General features: G+C 40.1%; 15 protein-coding genes. 10 read left to right on the forward strand and 5 right to left on the reverse strand.

The annotated features are described in order from the left end of the window. The 3 genes from AWH49_RS09830 to AWH49_RS09840 all read left to right on the forward strand — a co-directional run. Nucleotides 1-2,458: YfhO family protein (locus tag AWH49_RS09830; RefSeq protein ID WP_157723703.1), on the forward strand; the 2,458-nt coding region annotated here is incomplete at its 5' end. 182 nt (nucleotides 2,459-2,640) lie between these two features. Continuing rightward, nucleotides 2,641-3,279, forward strand: coding sequence for a superoxide dismutase family protein (locus AWH49_RS09835; protein WP_063965554.1), 639 nt, complete (start codon nucleotides 2,641-2,643; stop codon nucleotides 3,277-3,279). A gap of 86 nt (nucleotides 3,280-3,365) precedes the next feature. After that, a complete protein-coding gene (locus tag AWH49_RS09840; RefSeq protein WP_157723704.1) occupies nucleotides 3,366-4,100 on the forward strand; it encodes a hypothetical protein in 735 nt (244 codons plus the stop codon). Nucleotides 4,101-4,194: 94 nt separating this feature from the next. Here the strand turns inward: AWH49_RS09840 and AWH49_RS09845 are convergent, their stop codons facing one another. After that, complete coding sequence (locus tag AWH49_RS09845; RefSeq protein WP_018395235.1) at nucleotides 4,195-4,467, reverse strand: YiaA/YiaB family inner membrane protein; 273 nt, start codon at nucleotides 4,465-4,467, stop codon at nucleotides 4,195-4,197. A 152-nt stretch (nucleotides 4,468-4,619) separates the two neighbouring features. Between AWH49_RS09845 and AWH49_RS09850 the strand changes: the two genes are divergently transcribed. The 3 genes from AWH49_RS09850 (at nucleotide 4,620) to AWH49_RS09860 (ending at nucleotide 7,177) form a co-directional block, all read left to right on the forward strand. After that, a complete protein-coding gene (locus tag AWH49_RS09850) occupies nucleotides 4,620-4,850 on the forward strand; it encodes a hypothetical protein (RefSeq protein WP_063965556.1) in 231 nt (76 codons plus the stop codon). Nucleotides 4,851-5,148: 298 nt separating this feature from the next. Continuing rightward, nucleotides 5,149-6,327: an ABC transporter ATP-binding protein gene (locus AWH49_RS09855; protein ID WP_063965557.1), complete on the forward strand. Its 1,179-nt coding sequence runs from the start codon at nucleotides 5,149-5,151 to the stop codon at nucleotides 6,325-6,327. Further along, entirely contained in the window at nucleotides 6,320-7,177 is an 858-nt protein-coding gene (locus AWH49_RS09860) for a carbohydrate ABC transporter permease (protein ID WP_063965558.1), read from the forward strand. The genes AWH49_RS09855 and AWH49_RS09860 overlap by 8 nt, the downstream gene beginning before the upstream one ends. A gap of 223 nt (nucleotides 7,178-7,400) precedes the next feature. Here the strand turns inward: AWH49_RS09860 and AWH49_RS09865 are convergent, their stop codons facing one another. Then, nucleotides 7,401-7,922 carry a type 1 glutamine amidotransferase domain-containing protein gene (locus tag AWH49_RS09865; RefSeq protein ID WP_034288173.1) on the reverse strand — a complete coding sequence of 174 codons (522 nt, stop codon included), beginning with the start codon at nucleotides 7,920-7,922 and terminating at the stop codon, nucleotides 7,401-7,403. A gap of 214 nt (nucleotides 7,923-8,136) precedes the next feature. Next, nucleotides 8,137-8,439 carry a DUF3817 domain-containing protein gene (locus tag AWH49_RS09870; RefSeq protein WP_034288176.1) on the reverse strand — a complete coding sequence of 101 codons (303 nt, stop codon included), beginning with the start codon at nucleotides 8,437-8,439 and terminating at the stop codon, nucleotides 8,137-8,139. Nucleotides 8,440-8,667: 228 nt separating this feature from the next. Between AWH49_RS09870 and AWH49_RS09875 the strand changes: the two genes are divergently transcribed. Together AWH49_RS09875 and brnQ are read left to right on the forward strand one after the other, a co-directional pair. Next, nucleotides 8,668-8,907 carry a hypothetical protein gene (locus AWH49_RS09875; RefSeq protein ID WP_018395242.1) on the forward strand — a complete coding sequence of 80 codons (240 nt, stop codon included), beginning with the start codon at nucleotides 8,668-8,670 and terminating at the stop codon, nucleotides 8,905-8,907. 292 nt (nucleotides 8,908-9,199) lie between these two features. Further along, nucleotides 9,200-10,531: a branched-chain amino acid transport system II carrier protein gene (gene brnQ, locus AWH49_RS09880; protein WP_082862765.1), complete on the forward strand. Its 1,332-nt coding sequence runs from the start codon at nucleotides 9,200-9,202 to the stop codon at nucleotides 10,529-10,531. Between the two features lie 133 nt (nucleotides 10,532-10,664). On the opposite strand, the gene AWH49_RS09885 is transcribed toward brnQ, so the two are convergent. Beyond that, nucleotides 10,665-11,057: a thiol-disulfide oxidoreductase DCC family protein gene (locus AWH49_RS09885; protein WP_063965559.1), complete on the reverse strand. Its 393-nt coding sequence runs from the start codon at nucleotides 11,055-11,057 to the stop codon at nucleotides 10,665-10,667. A gap of 31 nt (nucleotides 11,058-11,088) precedes the next feature. Beyond that, nucleotides 11,089-12,237 (reverse strand): MFS transporter, encoded by a 1,149-nt coding sequence (locus AWH49_RS09890; RefSeq protein ID WP_280512819.1) that lies wholly within the window; start codon nucleotides 12,235-12,237, stop codon nucleotides 11,089-11,091. Between the two features lie 148 nt (nucleotides 12,238-12,385). Between AWH49_RS09890 and ade the strand changes: the two genes are divergently transcribed. Both ade and AWH49_RS09900 read left to right on the forward strand, forming a co-directional pair. Next, nucleotides 12,386-14,125 carry an adenine deaminase gene (ade, locus tag AWH49_RS09895; RefSeq protein WP_082862766.1) on the forward strand — a complete coding sequence of 580 codons (1,740 nt, stop codon included), beginning with the start codon at nucleotides 12,386-12,388 and terminating at the stop codon, nucleotides 14,123-14,125. Next, complete coding sequence (locus tag AWH49_RS09900; RefSeq protein WP_018395247.1) at nucleotides 14,109-14,438, forward strand: MGMT family protein; 330 nt, start codon at nucleotides 14,109-14,111, stop codon at nucleotides 14,436-14,438. Before ade ends, AWH49_RS09900 begins: the two co-directional genes overlap by 17 nt. Nucleotides 14,439-14,458 lie beyond the last annotated feature (20 nt).

The following is a 14,458-nucleotide window of genomic DNA, read 5'->3' on the forward strand; positions in this document are numbered from 1 at the left end:
CCTTTTTCTGTTTATTCATTTACACAAGATATTTTACGCTCTCCAATTTGGCCTTGGAGGCGGATTTTATAGTCAGTTAGCGTACTATTTTTCAACCTCTATTGTTTTTCTAGTGACAGCAGGCGTTGTTTTTTTTATGGAGTCTGTTCATATCATCAGCCCCCCGGATCTCCTTTTCTGGATGAATGCCACAATCATTGTCAGCATTCTTCGATTAAGTTTCATTTTAATGGCAGCCACAATTGTATATCGGTACATGAACATCAATACAATAGCTGCTTTTACAGGAGCGGCTGTTTATGGATTGTCTGTCATGTATTTTCGGCATGTAATTTTTTGGGAATTTTTTGCGGACGCGATGCTTTGGGTCCCGCTTCTTGTATTAGGAATCGAAAAAATAATTCGAGAAGAGAAGCCGGGCTGGTTCATATTGACTGTCTCACTTATGCTAATCAGTAATTTTTACTTCGCTTACATAAATTTAATTTTTTTGTTGATCTTTGTATTATTTCGGTGGATGATTCCGTTGACGGAAGGTGAATTACATAAGTGGAAACAACTGAAGCTATTTTTTGTGAGCGGTTTGATTAGCTTCTGTATAAGTGCCATTTCTTTTATACCGGCCGTTTATGGGTATTTTAATAATCATCGTCCTCCCTATCAAAAAGAAGTACCATTATTTGATTTCAGTGATAATATTTTGTTTTCAAGCCGATACATCATACTGCCAGCTATTTTTATTCTATTCGTATTAACAGTTTCTATTTACCGGCATCATGTGTTTAAATTATTTGCCTATCTCAGCTTATTGTTTATCGCCCTGCATTTCAGCCCATTGGTAGGAAGTGCCTTTAATGGTTTTTCAGCTCCGCAATATCGTTGGGAGTATTTACTTTCTTTCACAGCAGGGGGTTTAGTGGCAGCAGGTTTGCATCACCTAAAGGAAGTGAATGTTCGCTGGGTTCTCGCTTCTATGACAGGAGCTGTCGTTCTTTATATTTCTAGCGCATACTCTAAACAAAACACGCTGAAACCCTCTATACAAGTGAGTACCCTACTTATGATGTTATCCATTACGATTGTTCTAATTCTTTTATTCATCTGGAAAAAAAAGAACGGCGCTTTGCTGATGCTGCAAGTATGGGTTTTGCTGTCAAGTATTCTTGCTGTCAATGTTTATGGAAAATATATGATGTCTGAAAAAGGTCCTATTCATACCGTCTCAAGTGAGTTTTTGAACAGTACGGAATACAATAGTCTGGAACAACGGCAGCTGCTGGAAGAAATAAAAAAAGAAGAAGGTCATCGGCTGTTTCGAATTGATTGGATGAATGGGGTGCGAAATAATACGCCAATTGTGCAAAATTTTAATGGGACGAGTTTGTATTCCAGTATTTTCAATCAAGAGTTATTGTATTTTTACTGGCATCATTTGAAAATTGATATGGGCAGAGAAAGTGTTAGCCGTTATGCTACGCTTGGCAATAGAGCGAATCTGCACAGCTTGCTGCAGGCAAACTACTGGTTGAGAGAGAAAAACAAAAACGTGAATGCACCGTACGGTTTTGAAAAATTCATGGAATCCGAACATTATGTTGCATACAAAAATACGATGCCGCTTCCTTTTATACGGACAACGAAAAACGTGTTTTCTGAACGGGATTTACAGATCGCCTCTCCACTCGAAAGGGAACATGCGATGCTTGAAGGAGTCATATTGAGAAAAGAAAATCAACAGGTGAAGGGCTATACAAAAGAAAAAAATCTTATCAATGATGTTCTGATTGAATCAATAGGCGCAATCTACAAAAATAATATAATGACAGTTACAGAAAAAACAGGAGGGATAGACCTGATCCCTGAACAGCAGGTCGTAGGTGATGGCGATTTTTATATCAGCTTGTACATTGAAAATATCAACGGAAAAGGCTTTTCCCTTCAAGTAAACGACTACCGTACATCAAGAAAACATGGGAATTCTATTTACAAAACAGGGGTAAATGATTTGATGATCAGGGTCCCGCAAAGTGAAAAAGTGTCCATTCGTTTACCGGAAGGATCCTACATCGTAAAAGAACTGAAGTTTTATAAAGAGGATTATCTTGAACTTAGAAACGCAACAGAAAAAGCAGCTCACAATCTAAAATTCGAGTGGAAACAAAACAAACTATCGATTGACTTTGATAATGATTCTAGGGAAAAATATATGATACTGCCCATTCCTTATGAAAAAGGATGGGAACTACGGATAAACGGTGAAAAACAGCCGATCGAAAAAGCGAATTATACATTTACATCTTTTGCTTTAAAAGAAGGAAAAAACAATATACACCTTATTTATTATCCTCCTTATTTTAAGCTGTCTCTTTTCATGACGCTTGCTGGACTTCTCACAGCGATGTTATTTGAGTTTTTTGTGAAAAGGCGAAAAAATGCCCTTCATTTAAAAAAAGAATAAGGGAATTATTGATTATGTTTTATAGCTGTAATTATGTTAATTTCTCCTTTTTATTATAAGGGCCGGACATGTCTACATTTTTGCCGAGTTTTCCTGGTGCTAAATAAACATTTTGAGGTTTAACTTCCTTACATTTCGTGTACAGTGTTGTAGTAGAACATATAAAAGGAAGGAGAGAGAAGATGAAGCGCTGGTTAATTTTATCTTTCGTTCTAATGGTGGTTTTTGTACTCGCTGCTTGTGGAAGCAGCAATGATAACGAGGCAGAGACAATGGGCAACAGTGAAGAAACAGTTGGAAACGTGACAGTGAACGAAGAAGAAACAGATACGGTAAATGAGGATTCAGAACTAGCCGAAACGGCAATGGCGGAATTAACGAACGGAGAGGGACAAACAGTAGGAACTGCTGAATTGGAACAAACGGATGCAGGCGTTCTCATTCGTCTGGAAGCTTCAGGGCTGGAACAGGGAACGCACGGATTTCATATTCATGAAACTGGAAAATGTGAAGCACCGAACTTTGAATCAGCTGGCGGACACTTTAATCCGGCACAAGCTAGCCACGGTGTTGACCATGAAAAAGGTCCACATGCGGGTGATCTTCCTAATCTTGAAGTAGGAAAAGATGGAGCGGCTCAAACAGAAGTGATAGCTGATCAAGTGACGTTAAAACAAGGTGAACAAAATTCACTACTTAGTGAAGCCGGAACAGCGCTTGTCATTCATGCGAAAGCGGACGATAATACATCACAGCCAGCTGGTGATGCCGGGGACCGTATCGCATGCGGCGTCATTAGTGAAGCGTTACCGGATAAATAATGAACGATATGATAAACTTTCAATGAATAATAAAAAGGAGCACTCATTATATCCCTTGAGTGCTCTTTTTTTATAGTAAAGGAATTTTGTATGCAGGAATTGCAGCGGAACTAGTTCTTGTTTTCTATGTACTGCGAAAGATTCCACACATCCGTCAGGAAATGAACAATCACCCCGCAATTTATTCGATGCTGCCCGCGATTGAAAAAACAGAGACAAAGAATAAGCTGGTCAGCATCATTGTTTCCGAATTTCTCATGTTTTATTATGCTTTTTTCACATGGCGAAAGAAGGCGCCAGCGCATAAAGGAACCGTGACGATGCATAAGAAAACGAGTGCAATCGCGATGAATATGATGATTATTCATGCAGTCGTCATTGAAACAATCGGTATCCATTGGTGGCTGCACGAAAAATCGATGGTCCTATCGATCATTTTACTCGTTCTAAATATTTATTCGATCATTTTCTTTCTTGCTGAAACTCAGGTCATCCGGCTCCATCCAGTGGAAATTAAAGACGGGAAACTTTATGCTACCCAAGGGTTAACACGACGAATTATCGTGCCGCTTTCCATGATCAAAGAGGTAAAGTGGGGAGATGAATCGGATGAGGAAGCGCTTGAATTTATGTTAAGAGAATTTGAACCGGTCGAAGCACAAGTGGCCATTGTGCTGCATGAACCGATTGAAGCAACGATGTTTATGGGACGCAAAAAGTGTGTTTCAGAACTAGCTTTTCGGATAGATGAACCAGAGAAATTGAAGTATTTGCTGTCAGAAAATATTCGAAATGGAGTAAACGGTACGGAAACGGAGTAAAATAGCTGGAGGCTGAGTAGCAAGTAGCGAAGTGAAGATATACTGAAAAAGAAACATAAAAAAGAAGGCACTGCATGGGCGCCTTCTTCCAAGATCACTCTGCTTTGTTAGTTGGCAGATTTCGTCTTCGTTCTTCTTCTTCTTGGGCGATAATTTCGTTATCTTCCGCGTTGTCGCGCGTTACTTTTTGGGTCAAGATCGCGCCTACTGCTACTAAAATCATGACAGCAATGTAGTAGCCTTTTTCATTCAGCTGCAGGTTATCGGCATTGTAAAGACCGATTGAAAATAAAAATACGCCTGCAAAAAATGTGAAGTAGGCCAGTACGGTGAAAGCGGGGGTATTTCTTTTTCTGTACCGTTGCATCGTCATTCCTCCTTCATTTATTTTAAGTGTATTCATTTTCCGTTTTAATAGAAGCTCCTATGATCATATCATGAAAAGAATCACATTGTTATATGAAGAATGGTTTATTTTGTATATTAAAATTGTATGTTTTACGCTTATAGCTGAAAGAGGTGCAGACGACGAAAAAATTTGATGCGATTATTATTGGCCTTGGTAAAGACGGTAAAACACTAGCTTCAGCCCTTGTGAAGCAGGGCATGACAGTAGCAATCATTGAACGGTCTTCATCTATGTACGGCGGAACATGCATTAATATCGCCTGCATTCCGACGAAATCACTCGTGGAACAGGCGAAAAAATCAGTCAATTACGCAAAAGCGATTTCGAAAAAAGATGACTAAGTGGCCTTTTTACGTGAGAAAAATTTTAATAACCTTGATCAAAAAGATGGAATTACCGTTTTAACCGGTGAAGCGTCGTTCGTTTCGCCGCATGAAGTAAAAAGAGAAGAGGAATTTTAGTTATGAAGAGAATTGCTATTATAGGAAGCAGCGGCGGGAAATCAGGAAGCTGAGTGGCGGCAATTGATTGTTATGAAACTTTACATAACTTTACAATCATCTCCATTCATATTAACGGCTATTTTACATTCTTTCGTTAAAATAGAAAAACGGGTTAAGTGAAGGGGCTGATTGTTCGATGAAGCGAGTGGAATTAAAAGAAGTTCGAAAATCGTATGATCGTCGGACAGATGTATTAAGTGGGATTGATGTAACGATTGAACCGGGTGAATTTTTCGTTCTTGTCGGTCCATCTGGCTGTGGAAAAAGCACGATACTGCGAATAATCGCCGGATTAGAAAATGTGACGGGTGGCGAACTGCGCATTGGTGGAAAAAGAGCAAATCACTTGTTGCCAAGCCAGCGCGACTTATCAATGGTTTTTCAAAACTATGTACTATACCCGCATTTAACGGTACAAGAAAATATAACGTTTGGACTTCACGTGAAAAGGTTGTCGAAAGCGGAGCAGAAACAGCGCTGCTTGGAAACGGCCGAAATACTTGGATTGACTGATTATTTGAAGCGTAAGCCGAAGGAAATATCGAGAGGACATCGTCAACGCGTCGCTCTAGCAAGAGCCATTGTGACGCATGCACCGATTTGTCTGATGGATGAGCCGCTGTCGAATTTAGAAGCTAAGCTTCGGACAAAAATACGCTCTGAAATCCGTGGAATTCAGCAAAAGCTCGGTATGACGATGATTTATGTGACGAATGATCAAACAGAAGCAATGACAGTGGCTGATCGACTGATGATTTTAAACAGTGGTGAAGTGCAACAAATTGGTAAGCCGCTCCACATTTATAATTATCCGGTGAATACATTTGTTGCTTCATTTATCGGTGCACGGCCAATGAATCTCATTGAAGCTGAAGTGAATGGTTCGTCACTAATTGTTGATGAATGGACTGTGCCGATGTCAGACATGATTGATTTGATTGGAAAGCGGAAAAGGGTGATGATCGGAGTTCGGCCAGAGAATATCCGTGCTGCTAGACAGGATGAACCCGGTTTTGACGTGACAGTTGCTAATGTGGAAGTACAGGGGACAGAAACGTTGATTACGTTTCATATGGGAAGTAGTGATCAATGGATTGCTCGCTTGGCAGGACAATGGAATCTTGAAGTGGGTAAATCGTTGTCGATCTATATTGAAGATCAGCACTTATGTTTTTTTGATACGAGCAGCAGTCAGCGTATTATTAGCCATGCTGAAAAGCTTGCTAATTTCCGGGGGGACCTGTCCGGTGAGTATACTGCATATAGAAATAAAGTTGAAGGGCTCGAGCAGGCAGTTGGGAGAGTGAATGTATAGTCTCATGAAGGCAGGTTTTTTGTATTTAGTGCCATCATTTATGTTGTTTACGGTGTTTTTATTTTATAAAACGGTTCGGACGGCTTATTTAAGTAAGTATATAACGGATATGCAAGGCACACTCGCTACATTCGTTGACATTGAAAACTTTACGTATTTATTCACATCACCGGCTTTTCTAACAAGTGCAAAAGCGACTGTTTTATTCGTGTTGTATACCGTTCCGATCGGTGTCATTCTTGCGCTTTGTTTAGCACTTTTCGCAAATTCAAAGTTGCGGGAGAATCGTTTTTTTCGCAAACTGTTTTCGTCGACGATAGGCATGAGTGTCGTAGCATCATCTGTCATCTGGATGTTTATGTACAATCCGACAATCGAGGTAATAAACTATTTTTTAATAGCGATTGGTTATTCCGAGATACAGTGGCTGCTTGATCCATCGACAGCGTTGATTGCCGTTTCTATTGGATCGATTTGGATGAATATAGGATTCTGCTTTTTCATTTTACTGGGCGGCTTACAAAACATTGATTCACAGCTGTATGAAAGTGCTAGTATTGCCGGTGTGAGTGGTGCATACAAATTACGAAAAATCATCATTCCGATGCTTTTACCAACACTATTTTTCGTTATAACGGTATCGTTTATTAATGCATTCCAAGCGTTCGGTCAAATTGAGATTTTGACAAAGGACGGCCCGATCGAATCAATGACAACATTTGTTGATTCTATTTATAAAGATACGTTCATCAACTATAATATCGGTTCTGAAAGCGCGATTCTCTTTTTCTGCATTTTCATTGTCACGATTGCGCAGTTTAAGTTCGTCGCAAGGAAGCTGTATTATTAGTCAGCGTATTGAAAAAAGGAATCGTCAATACGCTGCTTATCATCCAGTGGTGATACTCGACTAGTAAATCGTATCAAACCTCGCTGTATATACACGTATGTTTATCGAAAATATAAAGGTGGGGATATTTGTATAAAAGACCGCCGGAAAGTTGAATAACAGTGTCTATCTTTGGAAGCGAAAAAATAGAAATCCCGCCACTTGTCGGCGGGATTTCTTACTATTATTCAGCTAACTTATCAGCAAATGCTTTGACATATGGCGGCAGGTCGGGCGGGCGGCGGCTTGAGATAATGTGTCCGTCCGTAACGACTGCTTCATCGTGCCACGTTGAACCAGCATTCGTCATATCATCTTTAATGCCTGGCGTACTCGTCACGTTGACTCCATCTAAAATATTCGCTGAAATCAATACCCATCCAGCATGGCAAATTTGCCCAATCGGTTTTTTCGCATCGTTCATGCTGCGGACGAATTCGATTACTTCCGGATAACGTCGTAATTTATCCGGTGCCCAGCCGCCGGGAACGAGAATTGCGTCGTATTCGTCCGCTTGAATATCCGTAAATGCATACTCGGATATAGCCGGAACACCGTATTTTCCGATATACTTTTTCCCAGCTTCTTTACCGACTAAATGAACGGTTGCCCCTTCTTCTTGCAGACGTAAAATCGGATACCACAACTCCAAATCTTCAAATTCATCTTCTACAAGAGCAATGACTTTTTTATCAGTTAAGCGCATTCAATCTCCTCCTGAAATCATTTTCTTAAGTGTAACAGAGGTGTTGTCGAATCAAAAGGAATAACATCACTATTTTGTTAGGAAAATGGAACGAATACTATTCAGTAAAGAATGAATGTTCATTGATCATTCAATTTCGATGTTTGTGGCTATTCATCGACCTTATTAACGAAAAAGCAGTCTGGACGTTGTGTTATAATCCAGGCTGCTTTTTTTATCCGTATGTTTTTTCAAGTTTGTGCAATTTTTTATCAAAAATAAAGTTACCGAATGGAATGAAGGCCACGACAATGGACAAAATAGACCAAACGATGTTCCATCTCGTTTTCAATGTTACATAGGCAATAACGATGCAATACGTAACGAACAGTGCACCATGGATGGAGCCGACGATGCGGACAGCTTCCGGAATGTCGAATCCGTATTTTAACGGCATCGCGATAAAAAGTAGGACAAGCAGAGAAACTCCTTCAAAATAGCCCATAAATCGCAGTTTGCCAATCGTTGTTTTAAGCATTATTTCCTCCTAAGAAACCATTATTGTTCTTTAAATATAACCGAATTGACAAAGGAATTCACTCTTTTCAGCTACCGTTCACGAGATTGTCAGAAGATGATCGGTACAATTCATTTACTTACATGGATATAAATAACTTATTTAACTGTATGAAAACAGGGAATGATAAAAAACAACAAAGATAAATGTTATAGATGGTGTCAATTATTCCAAAAAGGAGAAGAAGCTATGCGAAAACGAATATATCGACCTGTTCAGCAAGTACTGAAATGTCAGCAATCAATCGCTCAGCAGCCATTTGATCAGGAGTTCGGCAGCATTCCAGACCAGGCATCTATTATGGAACCTGGATATGCTGGGACAGACCCTGCTGAAGTTCAACAAGAAATTGCCTCGGATGTTGCACGTGGTGTCGGAGCAATGACCTCTCGGGAAGCGGGTCACCTGCGATTCCGCTCCCGGCGCTAAGTAATCCATTGAGAAAAGGCTTTCCCGTTCAGTCACTCACTAAACAGGGAGAGCCCTCTTTTTGATCTTATAAAACCGCTCGAACGGGTTGGATGATGGTATTATGCAATTTAAATTACTTTAAATTACATATAATCGATATTTTACTAATCGATAGATTACATATTTTTATGGACAAGAAGACCATGACAGTAGTAGTATTATTATTTGTGTTTATGTTTATAATTAAAAAAAGATAAGTATTAATTGATAATAAGTAGATCCATTTATTTTTTGGAAGGATGATACAGTTTTGTTGAAAAAAGAGTCATTTTCATTTGTGATTGCAGTTGGTTTTATGCTGTTTGCTTTATTTTTTGGAGCAGGGAACTTAATTTTTCCGGTAATGCTTGGTCAATTATCGGGTGATAACGCTTGGACAGCTAATGCTGGATTCGTCGTGACTGGAGTTGGTCTCCCCTTACTGGGTGTATTAGCATTTGGTTTTTCAGGTAAAAGTGATTTACAGTCACTGGCTAGTCGAGCTCATCCTCTATTTGGCTTAATTTTTACGACAGTCCTTTATTTAGCGATCGGTCCGCTATTTGCTATACCAAGAACAGGAAGCGTTTCTTATGAAATAGGTGTTAAGCCTTTTTTAGGTGAAGATGCTGGCTTTCTTCCTTTATTAATATTTACCATTTTATTTTTCGGGATTACATGTTATTTTTCGATGAACTCTTCAAAAATTGTAGATATTGTAGGGAAAATTTTAACTCCACTTTTATTAATTTTTATAGGAATACTTATTGTGACAGCAATCATTAATCCAATCGGGAATTTTAGTGCGCCTACTGAAAATTATATGGAACATTCATTTTTTAAAGGTTTTCAAGAGGGCTACTTAACAATGGATGCTCTTGCTTCTTTCGTTTTTGGAATCATTGTGATTAATGCAATTAAAGAAAAAGGGATTACAGACAAGAAACAAGTCATGATAACTTGTTTTAAGGCAGGGTTAATTGCTGCAGGACTTTTAGCAATCATTTACACAGCTCTTACCTATATAGGTGCCGGAAGTGTGGAAAAGCTAGGCTATTTAGAAAACGGCGGAGTCGTTTTGGCAGGAGTATCCAATTATTATTTTGGTCCCTATGGCAGGGTATTGCTAGGTTTAATTGTTATTGCGGCCTGTTTAACAACGAGTATCGGTTTGATCACGGCTAGTGCTACCTATTTTCACAAAATGTTTCCACAAATTTCTTACAATGGATTAACGATCTACTTATCCATTTTTAGCATGATCTTTGCTAATATTGGCTTAATGAAATTAATTAGCATTTCTGTTCCGGTATTAGTAGCTATTTATCCGTTAGCCATTTGTTTAATGTTTTTAACATTTATTCACACACTGTTTAAAGGGAAGCCGGAAGTTTATCTAGGGAGCTTCTTATTAACGTTCATTGTCAGTTTCTTTGACGGATTAAACGCAGCAGGAATAGAAATTCAAACAATTAATGAGTTATTTACAGCTATACTTCCTTTGCAAACAGTAGGACTGGGCTGGATCATTCCAGCTGTTGTTGGCGGTATATTAGGGTATCTGTTTAGCATGATGAGTAAAAACAGACAGCATTTTAATTGAGCAGGAGAATGATTTTGATAAAGTAAAACTTCTATCAGTAGAGTTTTATAGCTCTTTAATCTGCGATCAAAGTATATTTAATCATGAAGAGCCTGAAGAAACGTATCAAAGTTTCTTCAGGCTCTTTTTGATCTTATAGAAATCGTCTGTGCACGTCGGGTGATGGCAGCATGCAGTGATCGTCTTTTTTGCCGAACCATTTGTAACGGTTTCGGGCGATGAAGTCATAAAGTGCATTTCGGATTGGACTCGGTATGATCAACATCGCGTACAGCAGCTTCCATCCACCGGCTAAATGTTTGCAAATGCGCAGAGCCGCCGATGATTTAACATGCGCTGTTCCGTCTTCAATCAGTATGAGGCTGTCCATGCCTGCTGGTACATCATACTCTTTCAACAATTGCTGACCAACATCGCTTTGCAGTGATGCGAAGTAAAAGTATTCTTTAAAATCACGCTTTAGAATGAACTGTACACTAGAATCACAAAAGTTACATTCACCGTCAAATAGAACGATCGCACTCATTTTTATAGCCTCCCTTAGCATGACCGAAACGTTATTTATTTCTTCTCAAAAAGACAAAGGCTCCTGCTGATATTAACAAAAGGCCGGTGAAAAGAAACCCATTTGCTGGAGATAGTGAAAGGACGCCTATTACAGTCGATCCCGCAACGACGCCTAAAGAGAAAAACGCGTAAAAGTAGCCGTATGCTTTGCCCCGGTGCGCCGGTTCAACTGCGCCAATTAATAATGAATTAATCGAAGGAAATAAAAAGGCAAAACCGATGCCATATAAGCCCATCAGCGTATAAAGAAAAGCAGCACTCTCACTTTGACTAATGAGCAGCAGACTTGCACCCATCGTCGCAATGCCAAATGAAAACGTTAATTCCGGTCGTAACCGGTCAAAGAGTGAATTGATCGGCAAAAGAAAAACAAGAATCGCAACGATACCGAATGTACTTAATAGAAGCCCGCTAGTTTGAGCATCATAGCCAAGCCGCATGACTTTAAGCGGCAGCATGTAAGCAAGCACCCCTTGCGAAAACATAAGCAAAAATGCACCGGTAAACGATTTTAGCACATCCGTGTTTTGGAAAAGAGATTGCGCCATTTTTTCCTCTTTTTGCTTGAGTAGTGAATTAAGCGCAACTGGTGTACGTAAAAAGAAAAGAGCGAGTATACCTAAAAGAAGCATCGCACCCGCTGTGACACTCAGTACGGTTGTCTCACTCGTTCGGCTGGCCACAATGCCGCTGAATGCCGGACCAATAATAGCGGCAAGACCGACAAAAGCACCTGAGATCGCGGCTCCTTTTCCTTTCTTTTCTTTTGCTGTTATGTTAGCCAAATAGGTAAAAGCCGCGGGTGTAATAAACCCTGCTAGTAAACCGTGCACAAAGCGAATTGCTAGAAGAGACCAGGCGTCCGTCGCTGTCTGATAAAACAAAAGCGCTGCACCGGTTGCTAAAAGGCCGGTTACTAAAACAAGAAACGGTCCTTTTTTATCCGTTAAAAAACCGGAAAATAAGTTGCCGATTGTGTTGGAAAAGGAGTACATCCCGACGACAAGTCCGGTTAAAAAAGGAGTCGCACCGAGTGACTCGGCAAAAGGACTCATAATCGGCAGTTGGGTGAATAAATCAAAAAATGAAAAAAAGATAATAAGATAGATGAATTTGCGCATAAATATAGCCGCCTTTATATAAAATGATATAAAACTATCATCTGTTACATACTGAGCAGGTGTCAACTAATTTAATAGAATCCAGTGAAATTAGTTTGATTATTGATGTGCTTCAAGTACACTATTTAAAAAATGACCGGATTATAAAAAGGAAAGAGGGATGTACATGAGGCAATCACTTAAAACGCTTATCCATACAGCACAGCACCCGGAAGAAGCAGATCTTATTGTTCAAAATGGCAAAGTTGTGGATGTGTTTTCTCTTGAAACATTTGATGCAGATGTCGCCATTAAAGACGGATACATTGTCGGCATTGGTACATATAAAGAAGGAAAAAAGATGATTGATGCAGCAGGCAAGTACGTTATGCCGGGCTTTATTGACGGACATATTCATATTGAATCGACGATGGTGACGCCGTCAGAATTTTCACGAGCACTATTAAGACACGGTGTGACTACAGTCGTAACAGATCCACATGAAATTGCGAATGTAGCAGGAACAAAAGGCATTCAATATATGTTGGATGATGCGGAAAATGCGGAGATTGACATCATGACAAAACTGCCATCTTGCGTACCAGCGACACTGTTTGAGCAAAATGGGGCAACATTGACAGCCGATGATTTACGTCCGTTTCTCAAGCATCATAACGTGATCGGACTGGCAGAAGTAATGGACTATCCAGCAGTATTGAAAGCAGACGATGGAATGTTAGATAAAATCATGATGGCGACTAATTACAATATGACGGTGGACGGGCATGCGGCTGGTTTGTCAGATGAGGGATTGAATGTATACAGTACAGCGTCAATCCGCAATGATCACGAAGCAGTGACAGCCATTGAAGCGGAATCCCGTGTTAGACGAGGCATCCATGTCCTTGTGAGGGAAGGATCTGCAGCGAAAGACTTGATGGCCATTTTACCGAGTATTAACGAGAGAAACAGTACACGGTTTTCATTTTGTACAGATGATAAGCATTTGGATGAGCTGGTGGAAGAAGGAACGGTCAACTATGTGGCACGGCTCGCGATTAAGCATGGGCTGGATCCGCTTATTGCGATTCAAATGGCGACGATCAATAATGCTGTCTGTCATCAGTTGAATGATAAAGGGGCAGTGGCACCGGGCTATGCGGCAGATTTGTTGATTGTTGAAGATATAAAGGAATTGCGTCCAATGACCATTCTAAAAGGTGGAAAAGTCGTTGATGCAGATACGCTGCAGACGAGGAGGGCAGCGATTCCGGCTTCGATTAAACAATCAATCAACATGAAAAAGGTGGATAAAGAGTCATTGCGAATTCCACTTCAAGATGGGCAAAAAGCGATGTTGATTGAAGCATTGCCCGGGAAATTATTCACGAATAAGATAATTGAAAAGGTAAAGATAAACAATGGTTTTTTTGAAGCTGAAGTGAAGCGGGATCAGCTGAAAATCGCAGTATGTGAACGACACCATGCGACGGGCAGTATCGGCGTGGGAATAGTGAAAGGATTGAATTTGAAAAGCGGTGCAATTGCTTCAACGGTTGCACATGATTCTCATAACCTTGTCGTCGCTGGCACAAATGACGAAGATATGCTCGTAGCCATTGAAGCAATTGAACAGATGCAGGGGGGGCTCATTGTAGTTGATCAGGGAAAAATATTGGCTTCCGTTCCGCTCCGTGTTGGCGGTATTATGTCGGAAAAGCCTTATGAAGAAGTCGTTAAGGAATTGCATCATTTAAATGAACAGCTTTCCGTTGTGGCAGACGGGTCACAAAATATTTTTATGGTTTTATCGTTTTTATGCCTGCCGGTTATCCCACATGTAAAGCTAACAGATAAAGGGTTGTTTGATGTTGACTCGTTTCAGCATATCAAAGTGGGTATGAAGATTAATGAACAGGGAGCATAAATCGGTTACTCAATTAGCTCCATTTACTGCAGAAGTGGTACAAATTTTAAAAGAAATCCCACCAGGATATGTCGTCACGTACGGGCAAGTTGCACGGATGGCGGGCAGTCCGCGTGCTGCCCGTCAAGTTGTCCGTATTTTGCATTCAATGAGTGAGAAATACGGTTTACCGTGGCACCGAGTCGTCAATGCAAAAGGAGAAATAGCTGTTCCGAACAACGATTCACGTGAAGTTCAACGATTGCTGCTTGAAGCGGAAGGCGTGTCATTCACGAAGGATGGTCGCGTGGATTTAGCACGTTTTGAGAAATAGATCTTTCGATAGAGGGTGTA

Origin of the sequence: Domibacillus aminovorans (genome assembly GCF_001643235.1) — a bacterium.
Lineage (GTDB): Bacteria > Bacillota > Bacilli > Bacillales > Domibacillaceae > Domibacillus > Domibacillus aminovorans.

What these genes read in the sequence shown, in the direction of transcription:
- AWH49_RS09835 (WP_063965554.1), top strand. Translation starts at nt 2,641, where the DNA reads ATGAAGCGCTGGTTAATTTTATCTTTCGTTCTAATGGTGGTTTTTGTA.
- AWH49_RS09845 (WP_018395235.1), bottom strand. Translation starts at nt 4,467, where the DNA reads ATGCAACGGTACAGAAAAAGAAATACCCCCGCTTTCACCGTACTGGCC.
- AWH49_RS09855 (WP_063965557.1), top strand. Translation starts at nt 5,149, where the DNA reads ATGAAGCGAGTGGAATTAAAAGAAGTTCGAAAATCGTATGATCGTCGG.
- AWH49_RS09860 (WP_063965558.1), top strand. Translation starts at nt 6,320, where the DNA reads ATGTATAGTCTCATGAAGGCAGGTTTTTTGTATTTAGTGCCATCATTT.
- AWH49_RS09865 (WP_034288173.1), bottom strand. Translation starts at nt 7,922, where the DNA reads ATGCGCTTAACTGATAAAAAAGTCATTGCTCTTGTAGAAGATGAATTT.
- AWH49_RS09870 (WP_034288176.1), bottom strand. Translation starts at nt 8,439, where the DNA reads ATGCTTAAAACAACGATTGGCAAACTGCGATTTATGGGCTATTTTGAA.
- AWH49_RS09875 (WP_018395242.1), top strand. Translation starts at nt 8,668, where the DNA reads ATGCGAAAACGAATATATCGACCTGTTCAGCAAGTACTGAAATGTCAG.
- AWH49_RS09885 (WP_063965559.1), bottom strand. Translation starts at nt 11,057, where the DNA reads ATGAGTGCGATCGTTCTATTTGACGGTGAATGTAACTTTTGTGATTCT.
- ade (WP_082862766.1), top strand. Translation starts at nt 12,386, where the DNA reads ATGAGGCAATCACTTAAAACGCTTATCCATACAGCACAGCACCCGGAA.
- AWH49_RS09900 (WP_018395247.1), top strand. Translation starts at nt 14,109, where the DNA reads ATGAACAGGGAGCATAAATCGGTTACTCAATTAGCTCCATTTACTGCA.